This window comes from Porphyromonas sp. COT-052 OH4946, from assembly GCF_000765965.1.
GTDB lineage: Bacteria > Bacteroidota > Bacteroidia > Bacteroidales > Porphyromonadaceae > Porphyromonas > Porphyromonas gulae.
On the sequence record NZ_JQZY01000014.1, the window covers coordinates 65,938 to 82,424 of the forward strand.

Consider the following 16,487-nt stretch of genomic DNA (forward strand, 5'->3'; position numbering starts at 1 on the left):
GACTATAGTTATTTCTTTGTTTGTTTCTTCTCCGTTTTTTCCACTTGTTCGACTTTTTCCTCTTCGGCTTTCTTGCCAAAGGAATATATATCGGTAGTATCGACAACTTTTTCTTCGAGCAAAGCTTCTTTCAGTACCTCGTTGATATTGGACACATAGTGGAACGTCAGACCCTTCAGATAGATATCGTTTATCTCCTCAATGTCTTTGCGATTCTCTTCGCACAGGATTATCTCTGTGATCCCCGAACGCTTGGCGGCCAATATCTTTTCCTTGATTCCGCCTACCGGCAATACCTTCCCTCTGAGAGTGATCTCTCCCGTCATGGCAATACCTGCGCGCACCTTACGACGAGTAAGGGCCGAGACCAGCGAAGTTACCATCGTAATACCTGCACTCGGACCGTCTTTCGGGATAGCACCTTCTGGAACGTGTACGTGTACCTGCCAATTATTGAAAATCTCCTGAGAGATGCCCAACTCATCGCTATGGGCACGAATATAATCTAAGGCTATTACGGCCGACTCTTTCATCACATCGCCCAGATTACCCGTAAGAGTAAGCTTCGGTTCGCGTCCGCGGTGCAGACTCGTCTCAATGAACAGAATCTCTCCCCCCACCGAAGTCCAAGCCAATCCGATCACAACGCCTGCATCGCCATTGCCTTGATAGCGATCGCGCGTATAGCGAGGTACTCCCAAGAAAGTTACCAAGTCGGACGGTTCCACCTTGGTAGTATGTGCCACATTCATGGCAGCCTCCTTTGTTATCTTACGGATCACAGCTGCGATCTGCTTCTCCAACGTACGCACTCCACTTTCTCTCGTGTAGTCGTCGATTAGCTTTTCTATGGTTTTTTTGGAGAACTTGATGTCATTCTTCCTGAATCCATGTTCCACAAGTTGCTTTGGGATCAGATGGCGGGCAGCGATCTCCACTTTTTCTTCTATGATATAACCGCTCACATCGATCAGCTCCATTCTATCCAAAAGAGGACGAGAGATACTGCTCAGACTGTTGGCTGTAGCGATGAAAAGAACATGACTGAGGTCGAAGTCTATATCCAGATAATTGTCATGAAAAGCATTGTTCTGCTCAGGATCAAGGACTTCGAGCAAAGCAGAAGAAGGATCGCCCTTGTAGTCGCTGTCGATCTTGTCTATTTCGTCGAGGACAAAGACGGGATTAGATGTACCTGCTCGCTGCAAGCTCTGAATGATCCGTCCGCACATAGCACCGATGTAAGTACGTCGGTGACCACGAATCTCGGCTTCGTCATGCAAGCCCCCTAAAGAAATGCGTACATATTTACGCCCCAAGCTCTCGGCAATGCTCTTGCCAAGAGAAGTCTTACCGACTCCCGGGGGGCCATACAAACAGATGATGGGCGACTTCATATCGCCTTTCATTTTGAGGACAGCCAGATGCTCTATGATTCTCTCTTTTACTTTCTCGAGGCCGAAATGATCTCTATCCAAAACGGATTGGGCACGCTTCAGGTTGAAATTATCTTTACTGAATACGCCCCAGGGCAGACTGATGATCGTCTGCACATACTGCATCTGTACCGAGTAGTCCGGCGATTGAGGATGTAGCCGTTCCAGTTTGCGGAGTTCTTTCTCGAAAGTCTCTGCCACCTCGCTGCTCCACTTCATCGTAGCAGCTTTGGTACGCAGCTCTTGCACCTCAATATCGTTTATATTGCCACCCAGTTCCTCCTGAATCGTCTTGATCTGCTGTTGCAGGAAGTACTCTTTCTGCTGCTTGTCCATCTCCTCACGGGTCTTCATCTGAATGGAAGCTTTCAGTTCCATTACCTGAAGCTCTTTGTGCAAGAGATAGAGGAGGCGATAGCCACGATCCTTCATCTTGCTGATTTCCAGCAATTCTTGCTTGACGGCTATGCTCGTGGATATATTGGCCGATGCAAAGTTGATCTGATACATCGGATTCTTGTTCCGTCTCATCGAGAGAATAAGCTCACGAGGGGGCCTCTCGACCATCAGCTCCATCATCTTCAGACTCATATCCTGTATGGTGGAGACGAGTGCTTCGAACTCGTGATCTTTGTTCTTCCCGGGGAGAATGTCGGGGAGTAGCTTCACGCGCCCTTTCATAAAAGGCTCCGTAGCGATTATCTCCTGCAGCGCAAATCGCTGGCGGCCTTGTACGATAGCCGTGGTAGTACCATCGGGCATCTCCAGCACTCGGATAATCTCGGCCACAACACCCACATCGTACAGATCGGCACGATCCGGTTCCTCCACATCCATATCACGCTGGGAGACGGCACCGAAATATACACCCTTCTTCTCCACATAGCGGATCAGCTTGAGCGATTTTTCGCGTCCGACCATGATAGGCATGGCTACACCGGGAAAGAGAATCATATTGCGGAGAGCCAAAATCGGCATCTCCTCCTGCATATGATCTTCTTTCACCTTGAAATCCTCATCTTCTTCACAAACGGAAAGCACCGGAAAGAACACGGGGAAACCATCATCCTCATCGTCATCTCCCAGGCGTATATATTTTCTATCAATCATCTTTTGTCTTCGTTTATACGGCTCAAAATACTGAGTTACAAATATACGAAATCCCGTTGGGCTTCCGAAAAAACGAGCCAAAGCGTCAGGGCAACCGCATCAAAAATTTCGAGAAAATACAAGTTGCTAATTTTCAAATGATTGCACTTCGGAGATTATACTCAAAGATAAAGAATGCACTCAAAACTATGATTGATAATCAGGCACTTACATTTTGATGCGGTTGCCTTGCCAAAGCGTCAGAGCTGACGCATTAAAAACAGCTTTCTAAGTATTTTTATAGTCGTTAAAACTCTGTTAGTTATGTATTATTCTCTATTGGAAAGCCTCTGCATGGTCCCGGACCCACGTATAGAGCGTAAAAAAAGTTTATCCTCTTGATTTTTTACTCCTGATCGTTTTCCTCTCTACACTCTCAGGGGCAATACCTCCTGGTATGAGATTGAAGATTATGTCGAGGAATACGAAGAAGAATTGAAAAATCTATACGAAATGCTTACCGGCCATCAGCTTACGCATACCATGCCCTCTCATGATACGCTCAACAGGAGCATCAGTCTGTTGGATGTAGAAGCCTTTGAGGGGGCTTATAAGCAATGGATTGAAGGTTTTATCTCGGCCACTTCGGGTAAACATATNTTACAAGCCCTTTTATCCCTTGCTTCCTCCCAAATTATTCGCTCCTTGTATCCGAAGAATGCCTCTTTCATACATCTCCTTATTTTTCAAAGGTCTCATACCATGCCTTCTCATGATACTCTCAACAGGAGCATCAGTCTGTTGGATGTAGAAGCCTTTGAGGGGGCTTATAAGCAATGGATTGAAGGTTTTATCTCGGCCACTTCGGGTAAACATATNCTCAACAGGAGCATCAGTCTGTTGGATGTAGAAGCCTTTGAGGGGGCTTATAAGCAATGGATTGAAGGTTTTATCTCGGCCACTTCGGGTAAACATATTTGCATTGATGGCAAGACGATGCGGGGAGTGAAGAAACTCTCTTTCGATGCCCAATCCCATGTCGTCTCTGCCTTTTCACCACAAGATATGTGCAGTCTTGCCCAACTCTACATCGACCGAAAAACAAACGAAATACCGGCTATACATCAACTTCTTCATTTGCCGGACTTGAACGGGGCTGTCGTCTCCATTGATGCCATAGGCACACAAACAGCCATTGCCGAACAAATCATCGATAAGGGCGGAGACTATGTATTGTGTGTTAAAGCGAATCAAAGTTTGAGTTTGCAAGAGATTGAAGCCTATTTCTGCCCTCTGTTTCAGAAACATATCCTCCTTGACGAGCAGACGGAACTATCTCACGGACGCATAGAAACACGTCGCTATGAAAGTATTCTCAATCCCTTGGAGATAGAAGCCAACGAGGTATTAACTCGCTGGAAAGGCTTGAGGTCGATACACAAAGTTGTACGCAAACGAAGGGATAAAAAGAGNTCTCAATCCCTTGGAGATAGAAGCCAACGAGGTATTAACTCGCTGGAAAGGCTTGAGGTCGATACACAAAGTTGTACGCAAACGAAGGGATAAAAAGAGCGATAAAACGAGCGCAGAAGCGGCCTACTACATTTCGTCATTAACAGATGTATCCTTATTGAAACAGGCTATTCGTGGACATTGGGCAATAGAGAACAAGTTGCATCACTGTTTGGATGTCTATTTCGGACACGATACCTCGCACAAGAGAACGAGGAATGTGGCGCAGATTATGGATATCATTCAAAAGATCAATTTACTCATTATAGAGCGACTGAAGACAAATATGAAATCTTCAATCCCTCGCATCCAAAAGAAACCGGCTCGAATGAAGCCACAACAACTAATCACAATACAATTTTAATGCGTCACCCTTGGAATTTCTAGGGGTTCCGAAGGCCAGGTATTATTTTTTCACTATCTTTGCAGTATAGAAAGCTGCTTAGGAATGCAATCTCGGGCGATTTTTTAGCCTGTAACCGGTTCCTGATCAGTTTTTTTCTTTTTGAGGCAAGTGATACTGAGTCCGTATACTTTTTGTCACTTTCACAGCGTTCCGGCAAGCCTTGACCTCTCTCCTCCCTCTTTCTCCTTTCCACTAAAAAAATTCGCACCAAAAAAGTTTTCAACAACGAAGACGAGTTTGGAATGATTCCAAATAAGCATCCAAAAGGGAGAGGCATCCAAGGTAAAAAAGGATAGAAATCTGTCCGCCGAAGTTCGAAATTTGTTTTCCGAGGAGTCGAATAACGATCTGTATATAAATGATTTTCAATTTATATATAAATGGTTTTCGTTTTATATACAAATCGTTTTCAATAAATATATAGATCGCAAGAGATTTGTATATAAATCGCAGGCTCGAAAATGCCTTTTTCGAAGCCGATATAAAAGAAGCACCCGTCGAGTTATCCGTAGAACTCCGGCGGGTGCGATACAGGTGCGTAGGAGCTTGTCCTATGCTATGATACTATTGGTCGATCTATGATTTGCGTATCTGATGGATTCGTTCTTTACAATCCCGACCGGGATCGAAGTCTATTGCTACAGTATATTCGATCGAGAGGATATTCCGATTGGATGTAAAGCAGTGGGTTATGAGTGGTAGCATTTCGATGTTTTGAATTCTATTCAATTTTCTCTTTTTCAATTCATTACCGGCTCCCTGAATATAGGAAAACCATTTTGTGGAGCAGTCCTTCTGCGAAGACAAAAGTAACCAATTCTTTTTTCTCCGTAACGACTGTTTCATTTACCCTTTATACAAGCACACAAAATTAGTTGCCAGTTTGGCGCGGATAATTTACTTTTGTAAGGAAAAGGATTATTCTATGACCGGAGAAGAGGAACTCGATCTTTCGAAGCTGGAATATAACGTCCGCAAGCTGATGGAGCTGGTGGAAAATCAGCAAAACGAAATTTCGTCTCTTCGGGCCGAACTGGCTGCGAAAAATAAAAAAATCGCACAGCAGGATTTGGCCTTGGGCATAGCAGAAACCAAGAACAAGACGTTGCTGACATCGAGGGTGATCGTAGCCAATGAGGACGAAGCCCGCCAGTCCAAACAACGTCTGGAAAGTTTGATAAGAGAAATAGACAGGTGCATCGCCCTGTTGCAAACGGAATAAAAGAAGATGACAAAGGATCCGGACTCGCTGAATATCACGCTCAACATTCAGGGGAGCCGGCTGAGGCTTGCCATACCACGTAATGATGAGGCCCTCTATCGGCAAGCTGCCGACAGACTCAACTTCCGGATCATACGTTATCGCGAATCATATCCCAATATGGCCCAACTGCCCGCAGGCGGACATTTGCTTCTGGCTGCAGTGGATACGGCTTTTTATTTGGCACACGAGCGCAAACAGGCCGATCGTACCCCGATCAATGACCGCTTGCGCAGGCTCAATACCGAATTGGAGGCTTTTCTAAGTCGCTATTAGTCGGGAGAGGGCTATTACCGTTTCTTTTCTTCTCATTCCTTTCAGTCTTTGTTTCTTTCCTTTTATAGCTTCGAGGTCTTTGCTGTGATCGGCCTCGGACACGTGTGTGTGTTGTAATACTGCTACTTACTAATTTCAAAGAATACAAACGAAAATGGGAATAGGAACACTTTTATTATTTACTTTTTTGGGGCTTATAGCCGGTGCCGCTGCCGTATGGCTGATCACGCGGACACTGCTCAAGCAAAGGACAGAGGGGATTCTCGCCGAAGCTCGCCGTGAAGCCGAGGTGATCAAGCAAAAGAAGCTCCTCGAAGTGAAGGAGAAGTTTCTCCAACTCAAGAGCGACCTGGAAAAGCAGGTGGCACAGCGCAATAGCAAGCTCCAATCCGTGGAGAGCAAACTCAAAAGCCGCGAACAAACTCTCAACCAACGTCAGGAAGATATAACGAAGAAGGGGCAGGAAATGGATTTGATGCGTGAGAATCTGACTGCCCAGCTCTCTGTGATAGAAAAGAAAAAGACGGAACTCGACGAGCTGAAGGCTCGCGAACAGGCTCATCTGGAATCTCTGAGCGGACTCTCCGCAGCCGAGGCTAAAGACAGGCTGGTGGAAAGCCTCAAAGACGAAGCCAAGGGGCAGGCCTCTGCATACGTCAATGAGATTATCGAAGAGGCCAAGATGACTGCCAACAAAGAGGCTAAGCGAATCGTCATCCAATCCATCCAGCGCGTGGCTACGGAGACGGCCATCGAAAACTCCGTGACCGTCTTCCATATCGAAAGCGATGAGATCAAGGGGCGCATCATCGGCCGAGAGGGCCGCAATATCCGTGCATTGGAGGCTGCTACCGGCATCGAGATCATCGTGGACGATACGCCTGAGGCCATCGTCCTGTCGGGATTCGATCCGGTGCGTCGTGAGATAGCACGTCTGGCACTCCACCAGCTGGTACAGGACGGACGTATCCATCCGGCACGCATAGAAGAGGTGGTATCCAAAGTGAGAAAGCAGGTAGAGGAGGAAATCATCGAGACGGGTAAACGGACGGTGATCGACCTTGGAATCCACGGCCTGCACCCAGAGCTGATCCGCCTGATCGGTAAGATGAAGTATCGCTCTTCCTATGGGCAGAATCTCTTGCAGCATTCGCGCGAAACGGCCAATCTCTGTGCCATCATGGCCAGCGAATTGGGGCTGAACCCGAAGAAAGCCAAACGCGCCGGTCTGCTGCACGACATCGGCAAGGTGCCCGACGATGAGCCGGAATTGCCACATGCTCTCTTGGGTATGAAGCTTTGTGAGAAGTTCAAAGAGAAACCCGATATATGCAACGCCGTAGGAGCGCACCACGATGAGGTGGAAATGATGTCGCTGATAGCTCCTATCGTACAGGTGTGCGATGCCATCAGCGGCGCCCGTCCGGGAGCACGTCGTGAGATCGTGGAAGCCTATATCAAGCGTCTGAACGATCTGGAGCAGCTCGCCATGTCCTATCCGGGCGTTATCAAGACCTATGCCATCCAGGCCGGTCGCGAACTCCGTGTGATCGTCGGTGCCGACAAGACGGACGATGCCTCGGTGGAAACGCTCTCGAACGAAATAGCCAAGAGAATTCAGGATGAGATGACCTACCCCGGACAAGTGAAGATCACGGTGATCCGCGAATCTCGCTCCGTCAGCTACGCCAAATAATCTCGCATACGGGTGGAGAGTACCTGCTTGCATAGTGCGGCGGTTGTGCCTTATACCTCCTATCAGCAGCAGTAGAGAACTACACCGGACAAAGCAAAAGACGGATGGACTACCGATTAGACAATACGACCTCCCTGACGAAGGATGCCTGCAAGGGGTGTCATAGCCAGCCGCTCAGCACTTATGACTGGCTGAATGACATCCCCGATTTGCCCGAAGATGGCGGATTCGTGGAGGTACAATTCAAGAATACGCGCAAAGGGTACTACCTCAATAGCGAGAAAATAGAGCTGCACAAAGGGGATGTGGTGGCCGTAGAGGCCAATCCCGGCCATGATATCGGGACGGTGACACTGACCGGTAAACTGGTGAAGCTCCAGATGCGCAAGCATCGGTACAGTACGAACAACGGCGAGCCATTCAAGATATACCGCATAGCCAAACAGGGCGATCTGGATAAGTACCGCGAAGCAAAGGCGCGAGAGTACGATACGATGATCCAGTCCCGCCAGATTTCGGCCGATTTGAATCTGGATATGAAGATCGGAGATGTGGAGTATCAGGGCGATGGCAATAAGGCCATTTTCTACTATATCGCCGATGAGCGCGTAGACTTTCGCCAACTGATCCGAGTACTGGCGGAGACTTTCCACATTCGTGTGGAGATGAAGCAGATCGGTGCAAGACAGGAGGCCGGCCGTATAGGCGGTATCGGCCCTTGCGGCCGCCAGCTGTGCTGCTCGGCGTGGAAGATGAATTTCGTGTCGGTGAATACGAGTGCAGCTCGCTATCAGGATTTGGCTCTCAATCCTCAGAAACTCACGGGCCTCTGCGCCAAGCTCAAATGCTGCCTCAATTATGAGGTGGATGCCTATGTGGAAGCTCGTAAGAAGATGCCGAGTCCGGAGATCGTCTTGGAGACGAAAGAGAGTGTGTACCACTATTTCAAGGCGGATGTATTCCGTCGGGAGGTTTCGTATTCTACCGTTCCCAATGCTCCTGTCAATCTTACGACCATATCGGCTCGGCGCGCTTTCGAGGTGATCAGCCTGAACAAGCAGGGGATCAAACCGGTATCGCTGGAGTATGACGACAAGAAGCAGTCGTCCGGACACGAATTGTCCGACATCCTTACGGACAATAGTCTGACTCGGTTCGACGATGCCTTGTCTCGCCGCAGGAGGCGCAACGGCAACGGTGGTAGAGACTTCTCTGATAGAGAGAAAAACGGCGAGCCTCGTCGCACGCATGAATCTGTACAGCCTACACCTCGCGTTCGCAGCAGTAGCAGAATACCATCACGAGAGAAAGCTCCCCGACCGGAGGGAGGTGATCGTCGGGAGAATACGCGAGAGCGCAGTCGAGGCGATGCTCGTTTTGCACGTCCCTATACGAACGAGGCCGGCTCCGAACGAGTGGAAGGAGCCAGACGCGTGGCGGGCAGTGGTCGCAGACCACCGCGTCAAAGTACTCCTCGTCAGGAAGGCCGACAGGGAGAGAGAAAGGAGGAATAGAGGGGAAGATGGGTGCTGCCACACAAAAGCAAGTCCGAGGGGCAATCAGTTTTTTTCTGGTTGCATTGGGGATATGCTTGGCTGTGTCTTGCACATACCGTAAGGACGAGCGAATACTCTATCGTCAGGTGCCTCATGGAAGATGGCAGAAAAGTGATGTGCTCGACTACGAAATCCTCATACCGGACTATACTCGCTCATATTCTTTGGAGTTGCTGATCCGCCACGACAATCGGTACGAATATCGCGATCTGGCATTGGCGTACGAGGTTTCAGTGGGAGAGCGTCTGATCTTTGCGGACTCGGTGGATCTGACTTTGGCCGATAAGCCACAACAGTGGAACGGAAAAGGGGTTGCCAAGCAGCAAAACCGGTTTCGCCTGCCGATCTCCGCACGTTTTCCCTATTCGGGCCTTTATAAGATAGAGTTGAAGCACAATATGAGGGTGCCGACTCTTTCAGGTATAACGGAAGTAGGTATTCGCTTGACAGAAGGACGAGACAATCCTCCACCCTCTATCTTACCCCAACGAGAATGATCATAGAAGAACTCCATATCGTCAATTTTAAGAGTATCGTAGCTGCCGATTGTCGGTTTTCGCCCAAGGTGAACTGTCTGGTGGGAAACAATGGAATGGGCAAGACCAATCTACTGGATGCGCTGCATTTCCTCTCTTTCTGTCGCAGTCATCTTTCCGTACCGGACAATATGGTAGTGAAGCATGGTGAGGAAATGGCCCTGCTGCAGGGACTGTATCGAGATGAAAGTGGCGATGCCGTAGAGCTGCTTCTCTCTATTCGTCCTGGGAAGCACAAGGTATTGCGCCGGAACAAGAAAGAATATGAGCGGCTGAGCGATCATATCGGTCGTTTCCCGCTGGTAATAGTTTCTCCACAGGACTATCAGCTCATCCTCGGAGGTAGCGATGAGCGCAGACGGTTCATGGATCAGCAGCTTTGCCAGCAGGATCCTCGGTATCTGTCGGCCCTCATTCAGTACAATCGGCATTTGCAACAGCGCAATACAATGCTCAAGCAGGACCGTCACGATGATGCTCTGATGGATGTTTTGGAGCTACAGATGGAATCCTATGCAGCAGAGATCTACAACAAGCGTCGCTGTTTTGTCGAAGATTTTCTTCCTGTTTTCAATGATCTTTATTCCGATATTAGCGGATCTGCCGAGGAGGTCAGCCTGTCCTATCGCTCGCATTTGGCGGACGGAGTACCTCTTGGGGAATTGCTTCGCAGGAGCCGCCCGAAGGATTATCTACTGGGGTTTTCTTCTTGTGGTGTACACAAGGACGAATTGGAAATGCTTCTCGGTGGAGTTCTTATTCGGAAAATAGGTTCGGAGGGGCAGAACAAGACCTTCCTGATCAGTATGAAGTTGGCACAGTTCCGCCATCAGCAACTGCACGGTCATGAGACGCCCATTTTGCTGCTCGATGATATATTCGACAAACTGGATGCTACTCGTGTGGAGCGGATTATCCGCCTTGTCGGTGGTAACGGTTTCGGTCAGATCTTCATCACAGACACGAACCGAAAATACTTGGACGAGATTATCGCCTCTTGGAGTGAGGATTACCGCCTTTTCAAAATAGAAAACGGACAGATATTCCAACAATAGGTATCCCTCGGATGGAAAAAAGCGAAATACAGAAAGTGGATCAGGTAATTCGGGCTTGGCTGGAGGACGAACCGCTCATGTATGAGCGACTTCTCGAGGTGGAGGCTTTGGATGCTCTGCCACAGGTGTTGGGGCCTCTCTATAAATTCCTCGGTCGTAGCCGGATTCATGACGGTGTACTGTACCTGACATTCAATTCTTCCGTTGTACGCAGCCAGCTGAGCAACAACAAAGCAAAGTTGCTCCTCAGACTGAATACGGCCGTAGGTGCAGAACTGATTCGACAAATAGTTTTCTTATAGGTCTTTGTCGATCACTTCCTCAATGACTATCGAAAAAGGGGGGAGGGAGGCTTTAGCCGGAGCGTGCGGTTTTTTGCAGACGATCGCAGTCGATAATCTTGATCCTTTTGCCATCAAGTGCCAGCATTCGCTCGGAAACAAATGTAGAAAGGGTACGTATGGCATTGCTTACTGTCATGTTGGAAAGGGTGGCCAGTTCCTCTCGACTAAGGTAGATACTCAGGGTAGCTCCATCGTTCTCAAATCCGAAATTTTCTTTCAGTATCAGCAGTGTTTCGGCCAGTCGGCCACGAACATGTTTCTGCGTGAGCGTTACGGTTCGCTTTTCTGCATAGCCCAACTCTTTGGCCAAAGCTTTGAGGAAGTATCTACAGAATGAGGTGTTTCCTTTCAGCAATGCTTCGATAGCTTCGACCGGTATGGCAAGGACTTTGGAGTTTTCAACGGCAATGGCTGTGGACGAACAGGTTTCTTCGGCAAAATAGGGACGCATACCGAAGAACTGCCCCGGCTTAACGATGCGAGAGATGTGGAAGCGTCCATATACGCCTTCCCTCAGGATCTTTATTTTTCCTTCGTACAGATAAAAAAGACTGTTGGGGATGTCTCCTTCAGAGAAGACAGTAGAGGCTTTCTTACAAGGGAAAGACCGTATCTCCCTGTCTAATAGCTCTCGCTCCTCTTCGTTCAGCAGAGGCCAGACATCTCTAAGCAAGTGTCCCAATCCTTTATCCGAAGCTGTCTTCCACATATAAGTGTTCAGAGAATGTCTATTTGGTCGAATCCGTACAACGAGGTAGAAAGCCTGTCGGACTATTCCGAACCGATGAAAAAAAGACAAAAGTGCTTCTCTATCAATCTTCTAACCCGTATTTTGCAAATATAGGCCTGAAAGTCCGAATAACCACAATATAAGGAGGTTACTTGTCCTAAAACCAGCTAAAGACAAAAATCAGGACTGTATCGGTTTTTTTCACCCTAACACAGTCCTGATATATCGTTTCAAGGGTGTTTAACCCTATGAGAGCTATTCCGATGGAGCTTCTTCCATTGCTGGCTCTGTAGTGGGTACAGAAAGGAAACTCTTACGTTCGGCTGTCGCCTTTTCGTAATCGTCACGATGCATAACGACGAGCTTCTCGTAATCACGCAAACCGGTACCGGCAGGAATGAGGTGACCGCAGATAACGTTTTCTTTCAGTCCTTCCAGATAGTCGGTCTTACCACAGATAGCTGCTTCATTCAGCACCTTGGTTGTCTCTTGGAAAGAGGCTGCGGACATAAAGCTCTTGGTCTGCAGTGCCGCACGGGTAATACCTTGGAGTATCTGACTGGCGGTAGCTGACTTGGCATCGCGCACTTTCACGATCTTGAGGTCCTTACGCTTGAGCATACTGTTCTCATCGCGGAGCTTGCGTGCCGTAACGATCTGTCCGGCTTTCAGCACTTGGCTGTCTCCGGCCTCGATAACGACTTTCTTGCCCCAGATGCGATCGTTCTCTTCCATTACTTCGAACTTATCGACTACTTGCTGTTCGAGGAAGAGCGTATCACCCGGATCGACGATTTCAACCTTACGCATCATCTGACGAACAATGACTTCGAAATGCTTGTCATTGATCTTCACACCCTGAAGTCTATACACATCTTGTACTTCGTTCACGATGTACTCCTGTACTGCCGTAGGGCCTTTGATTGCCAGAATATCAGCCGGCGTAATGGCACCGTCTGAAAGCGGTGTCCCGGCACGCACGAAGTCGTTTTCCTGTACAAGAAGCTGCTTGGACAAGGGGATCAGATACTTTTTCTCTTCACCCAACTTAGAAGTAACAGTGATCTCACGGTTTCCTCGTTTCAGCTTGCCAAAGCCGATCTCTCCATCGATTTCAGAGACGATAGCGGGATTAGACGGATTTCGTGCTTCGAACAGCTCAGTAACACGTGGCAGACCACCGGTAATGTCACCGGCTTTACCTACAGACCGAGGAATCTTCACTAAAATCTCTCCGACTTTGACTGCGTCGCCATCGTCTTTCACTACGTGAGCACCCATCGGTAGACTGTAGTTCTTGAGCATCTCTCCATTCTCGTCTATTATTCGAGCATAAGGAGCCATGGTCTTATCCTTGGATTCGATGATGATCTTTTCTTTCAGACCGGTAGTCTCGTCACTTTCCATCTTGAAAGTTACATTCTCCACTACACCTTCAAAAGAGAGTGTTCCCGCTACTTCCGATACGATGACTGCATTGAACGGGTCCCATTCGATGATTTTGTCACCTTTCTTGACCGTATCACCTTGGCGGAAGAACAATTTTGCACCGTAGGGGATATTGTGATTGGCCAAAATGATACCGGTATTCGGATCGGCAATACGCAATTCAGTCATTCGACTCACTACGACCTGATGCGATTCGTCAGTAGCATCTACAGCACGCAGTTCTTCAAACTCGAGGATACCATCGTATTTGGACACCAAACTATTCTCTGTCGCCACATTGGAGGCAATACCTCCGACGTGGAAGGTTCGCAGCGTAAGCTGTGTACCCGGCTCCCCAATAGACTGAGCTGCAATAACGCCTACGACCTCACCACGCTGTACCATGCGGTTGGTAGCAAGATTTCTACCATAGCACTTGGCACATACACCTTTCTTGGATTCACAGGTGAGAACGGAACGGATTTCAACAGCTTCGATCGGAGAATCTTCGATAATCTGTGCTGCTTGCTCTCTGATCTCTTCTCCTGCCCTAACGATAATGTCGCCCGTGGTAGGATGAACAATATCGTGAACGGAAACGCGCCCAAGTATGCGTTCGTACAAAGAAGCAACTACATCTTCGTTTTGCTTGAGTTCGGTAGTAAGAAGTCCTCGCAATGTGCCGCAATCTTCTTCTGTGATAATAACATCATGAGAAACGTCCACAAGACGACGGGTAAGATAACCGGCATCAGCCGTTTTCAATGCGGTGTCGGCAAGACCCTTACGAGCACCGTGAGTAGAGATAAAGTATTCAAGTACCGAAAGCCCTTCCTTGAAGTTTGAAAGAATGGGGTTCTCGATAATCTGACCACCCTCGGCTCCGCTCTTTTGGGGCTTAGCCATCAATCCACGCATACCGGACAGCTGACGAATCTGCTCTTTGGAACCACGGGCTCCAGAATCCATCATCATGAAGACAGAATTGAATCCGTCATTGTCTGAGCTGAGTTGCTTGATCAAGACATTTGACAAGCGGCCATTGATATGCGTCCACGTATCAATAATCTGGTTGTATCGCTCGTTGAACGTGATGAATCCCATGCTATAGTCTTGCATAATCTGCTCGACCGCAGTGTAACCCTCTTGAATCAATTTGTCCTTCTCTTCAGGGATAAGCACGTCTGCCAAATTGAAAGACAAACCACCCTTAAATGCCATGTAGTAACCCAAGTTCTTGATATCATCCAAGAATTTGGCAGTTGTAGCTACTCCACAGACCTTGATTACACTGCCGATAATGTCGCGTAGAGCTTTTTTGCCAAGTACTTCATTGACATAGCCAACTTTCTTCGGCACATATTCGTTGACCATCAGACGCCCAACGGATGTCTCTACCATACGGCGAACCGGCTCTCCGTTCTCGTAGTCTTCTACATAGACTTTAATAGGGGCATGAATATCAACTTTGCCTTCGTTATAGGCTATTGTCGCTTCTTCAGAGCCGTAGAATATCAGGCCGTGCCCTTTCGTGTTGGGGCGTAACTTCGTGATATAATACAGACCCAATACCATATCCTGCGAGGGAACAGTAATCGGTGCCCCATTGGCAGGGTTAAGAATGTTATGCGAAGCCAGCATAAGCAACTGGGCCTCAAGAATAGCTTCGTTGCTCAGAGGAAGGTGCACAGCCATTTGGTCTCCATCGAAGTCCGCATTAAATGCAGTACAGCTCAATGGGTGCAATTGTATTGCTTTCCCCTCGATCAGCTTAGGCTGGAACGCTTGAATACCCAATCTGTGAAGGGTTGGGGCACGGTTGAGAAGAACCGGATGTCCTTTCATCACATACTCCAAGATATCCCAAATAACAGGTTCTTTGCGATCTACAATCTTCTTGGCACTCTTAACAGTCTTCACTATACCACGCTCAATCAGCTTGCGAATAATGAAGGGTTTGTAAAGTTCGGCCGCCATGTCTTTCGGAAGTCCGCATTCGTGCATCTTGAGCTCCGGGCCAACAACGATAACAGAACGGGCAGAGTAATCGACACGCTTACCGAGCAAATTCTGACGGAAACGGCCTTGCTTACCTTTGAGACTGTCTGAAAGGGATTTCAGAGGACGGTTGTTGTCAGACTTAACCGCACTCGACTTCCGTGAGTTGTCAAAAAGTGAGTCAACTGCTTCCTGAAGCATACGCTTTTCGTTACGTAAGATAACTTCAGGAGCTTTGATCTCGATCAATCGTTTGAGACGATTGTTACGGATAATGACACGACGGTACAAGTCGTTCAAATCAGACGTGGCAAAACGCCCACCATCCAAAGGCACCAAAGGGCGAAGATCCGGCGGGATAACCGGAATGACTTTCATAACCATCCACTCAGGACGATTCACACCTTTCGATGCACGGAAGCTTTCAACGACTTGAAGACGTTTGAGTGCTTCGGTTTTACGTTGTTGCGAACCATCTGTATTGGCACGATCTCGCAATTCGTAGGAAATGGAATCCAGATCCACACGACATAGAAGATCATAAATAGCTTCTGCTCCAATCTTCGCAATAAATTTGTCTGGATCAGTATCCTCCAAATTTTGGTTGCCCTTGTGGGTACGTTCTATTTCATCGAGCTTGTCGAGGTATTCTTCCTCCGACAATAGATCAAGTTGACTCAGCCCTTCGGCAACACCCGGTTGAATGACAACGTAGCGTTCATAGTAAATGATAGCATCCAACTTCTTGGTAGGCAGACCTAATAGATAGCCGATCTTATTCGGGAGAGAACGGAAATACCAAATATGAGCAACGGGCACGACCAAGTGGATGTGTCCCATACGCTCACGGCGAACTTTCTTTTCCGTCACCTCGACTCCACAACGATCACATACGATACCACGGTATCGAATACGCTTGTATTTGCCGCAATGACATTCAAAATCCTTAACCGGACCGAAGATGCGTTCACAGAATAAACCATCTCGTTCCGGCTTGTACGTACGATAATTGATCGTCTCCGGCTTCAATACTTCTCCAAATGAGTTCTCAAGAATCTCTTCAGGAGAAGCCAAGGTGATACGAATCTTCGAGAAGTTGTTCTTTATCTTATTTTCTTTTCTAAAAGCCATAGTTCACTTTGCTTGAATAGGAATGGATGAAGG

At 47.9% G+C, this 16,487-nt stretch carries 10 protein-coding genes and 2 pseudogenes; 9 read left to right on the forward strand and 3 right to left on the reverse strand.

All coding sequences use genetic code 11. From position 1 onward, the window contains the following. Nucleotides 1-8: 8 nt before the first annotated feature. On the reverse strand, nucleotides 9-2,546 hold the full coding sequence (gene lon, locus HQ50_RS05305) for an endopeptidase La (protein WP_039428890.1): 2,538 nt from the start codon (nucleotides 2,544-2,546) through the stop codon (nucleotides 9-11). 303 nt (nucleotides 2,547-2,849) lie between these two features. Here lon and HQ50_RS12545 point away from each other — a divergent pair. From HQ50_RS12545 to HQ50_RS05355, 9 genes and pseudogenes are all read left to right on the forward strand, one after another. Further along, nucleotides 2,850-3,170 (forward strand): annotated as a pseudogene (locus tag HQ50_RS12545) (transposase family protein); the annotation flags it as partial. Nucleotides 3,171-3,404: 234 nt separating this feature from the next. Further along, nucleotides 3,405-4,401: pseudogene (locus tag HQ50_RS05310) on the forward strand (ISAs1 family transposase); the annotation flags it as partial. 967 nt (nucleotides 4,402-5,368) lie between these two features. Continuing rightward, entirely contained in the window at nucleotides 5,369-5,665 is a 297-nt protein-coding gene (locus HQ50_RS05325; protein WP_018964334.1) for a hypothetical protein, read from the forward strand. A 6-nt stretch (nucleotides 5,666-5,671) separates the two neighbouring features. After that, nucleotides 5,672-5,980, forward strand: a complete 309-nt coding sequence (locus HQ50_RS05330) for a cell division protein ZapA (RefSeq protein ID WP_039426517.1) — start codon at nucleotides 5,672-5,674, stop codon at nucleotides 5,978-5,980. A 154-nt stretch (nucleotides 5,981-6,134) separates the two neighbouring features. Further along, nucleotides 6,135-7,676: a ribonuclease Y gene (rny, locus tag HQ50_RS05335; protein WP_039419774.1), complete on the forward strand. Its 1,542-nt coding sequence runs from the start codon at nucleotides 6,135-6,137 to the stop codon at nucleotides 7,674-7,676. 104 nt (nucleotides 7,677-7,780) lie between these two features. Next, on the forward strand, nucleotides 7,781-9,190 hold the full coding sequence (locus HQ50_RS05340; protein ID WP_039428895.1) for a regulatory iron-sulfur-containing complex subunit RicT: 1,410 nt from the start codon (nucleotides 7,781-7,783) through the stop codon (nucleotides 9,188-9,190). An 8-nt stretch (nucleotides 9,191-9,198) separates the two neighbouring features. Continuing rightward, the gene (gene gldH / locus HQ50_RS05345; protein ID WP_018964330.1) at nucleotides 9,199-9,729 is read left to right on the forward strand and encodes a gliding motility lipoprotein GldH; all 531 of its coding nucleotides are present in this window, start codon (nucleotides 9,199-9,201) and stop codon (nucleotides 9,727-9,729) included. After that, nucleotides 9,726-10,823 (forward strand): DNA replication/repair protein RecF, encoded by a 1,098-nt coding sequence (locus HQ50_RS05350; protein ID WP_018964329.1) that lies wholly within the window; start codon nucleotides 9,726-9,728, stop codon nucleotides 10,821-10,823. The genes gldH and HQ50_RS05350 overlap by 4 nt, the downstream gene beginning before the upstream one ends. Before the next feature lie 11 nt (nucleotides 10,824-10,834). After that, a complete protein-coding gene (locus HQ50_RS05355; RefSeq protein WP_039428897.1) occupies nucleotides 10,835-11,125 on the forward strand; it encodes a DUF721 domain-containing protein in 291 nt (96 codons plus the stop codon). 52 nt (nucleotides 11,126-11,177) lie between these two features. Here HQ50_RS05355 and HQ50_RS05360 read toward each other — a convergent pair whose 3' ends face one another. Together HQ50_RS05360 and rpoC are read right to left on the reverse strand one after the other, a co-directional pair. After that, nucleotides 11,178-11,876, reverse strand: a complete 699-nt coding sequence (locus HQ50_RS05360) for a Crp/Fnr family transcriptional regulator (protein ID WP_039428901.1) — start codon at nucleotides 11,874-11,876, stop codon at nucleotides 11,178-11,180. 276 nt (nucleotides 11,877-12,152) lie between these two features. Then, on the reverse strand, nucleotides 12,153-16,454 hold the full coding sequence (gene rpoC / locus HQ50_RS05365; RefSeq protein WP_039419776.1) for a DNA-directed RNA polymerase subunit beta': 4,302 nt from the start codon (nucleotides 16,452-16,454) through the stop codon (nucleotides 12,153-12,155). Nucleotides 16,455-16,487 lie beyond the last annotated feature (33 nt).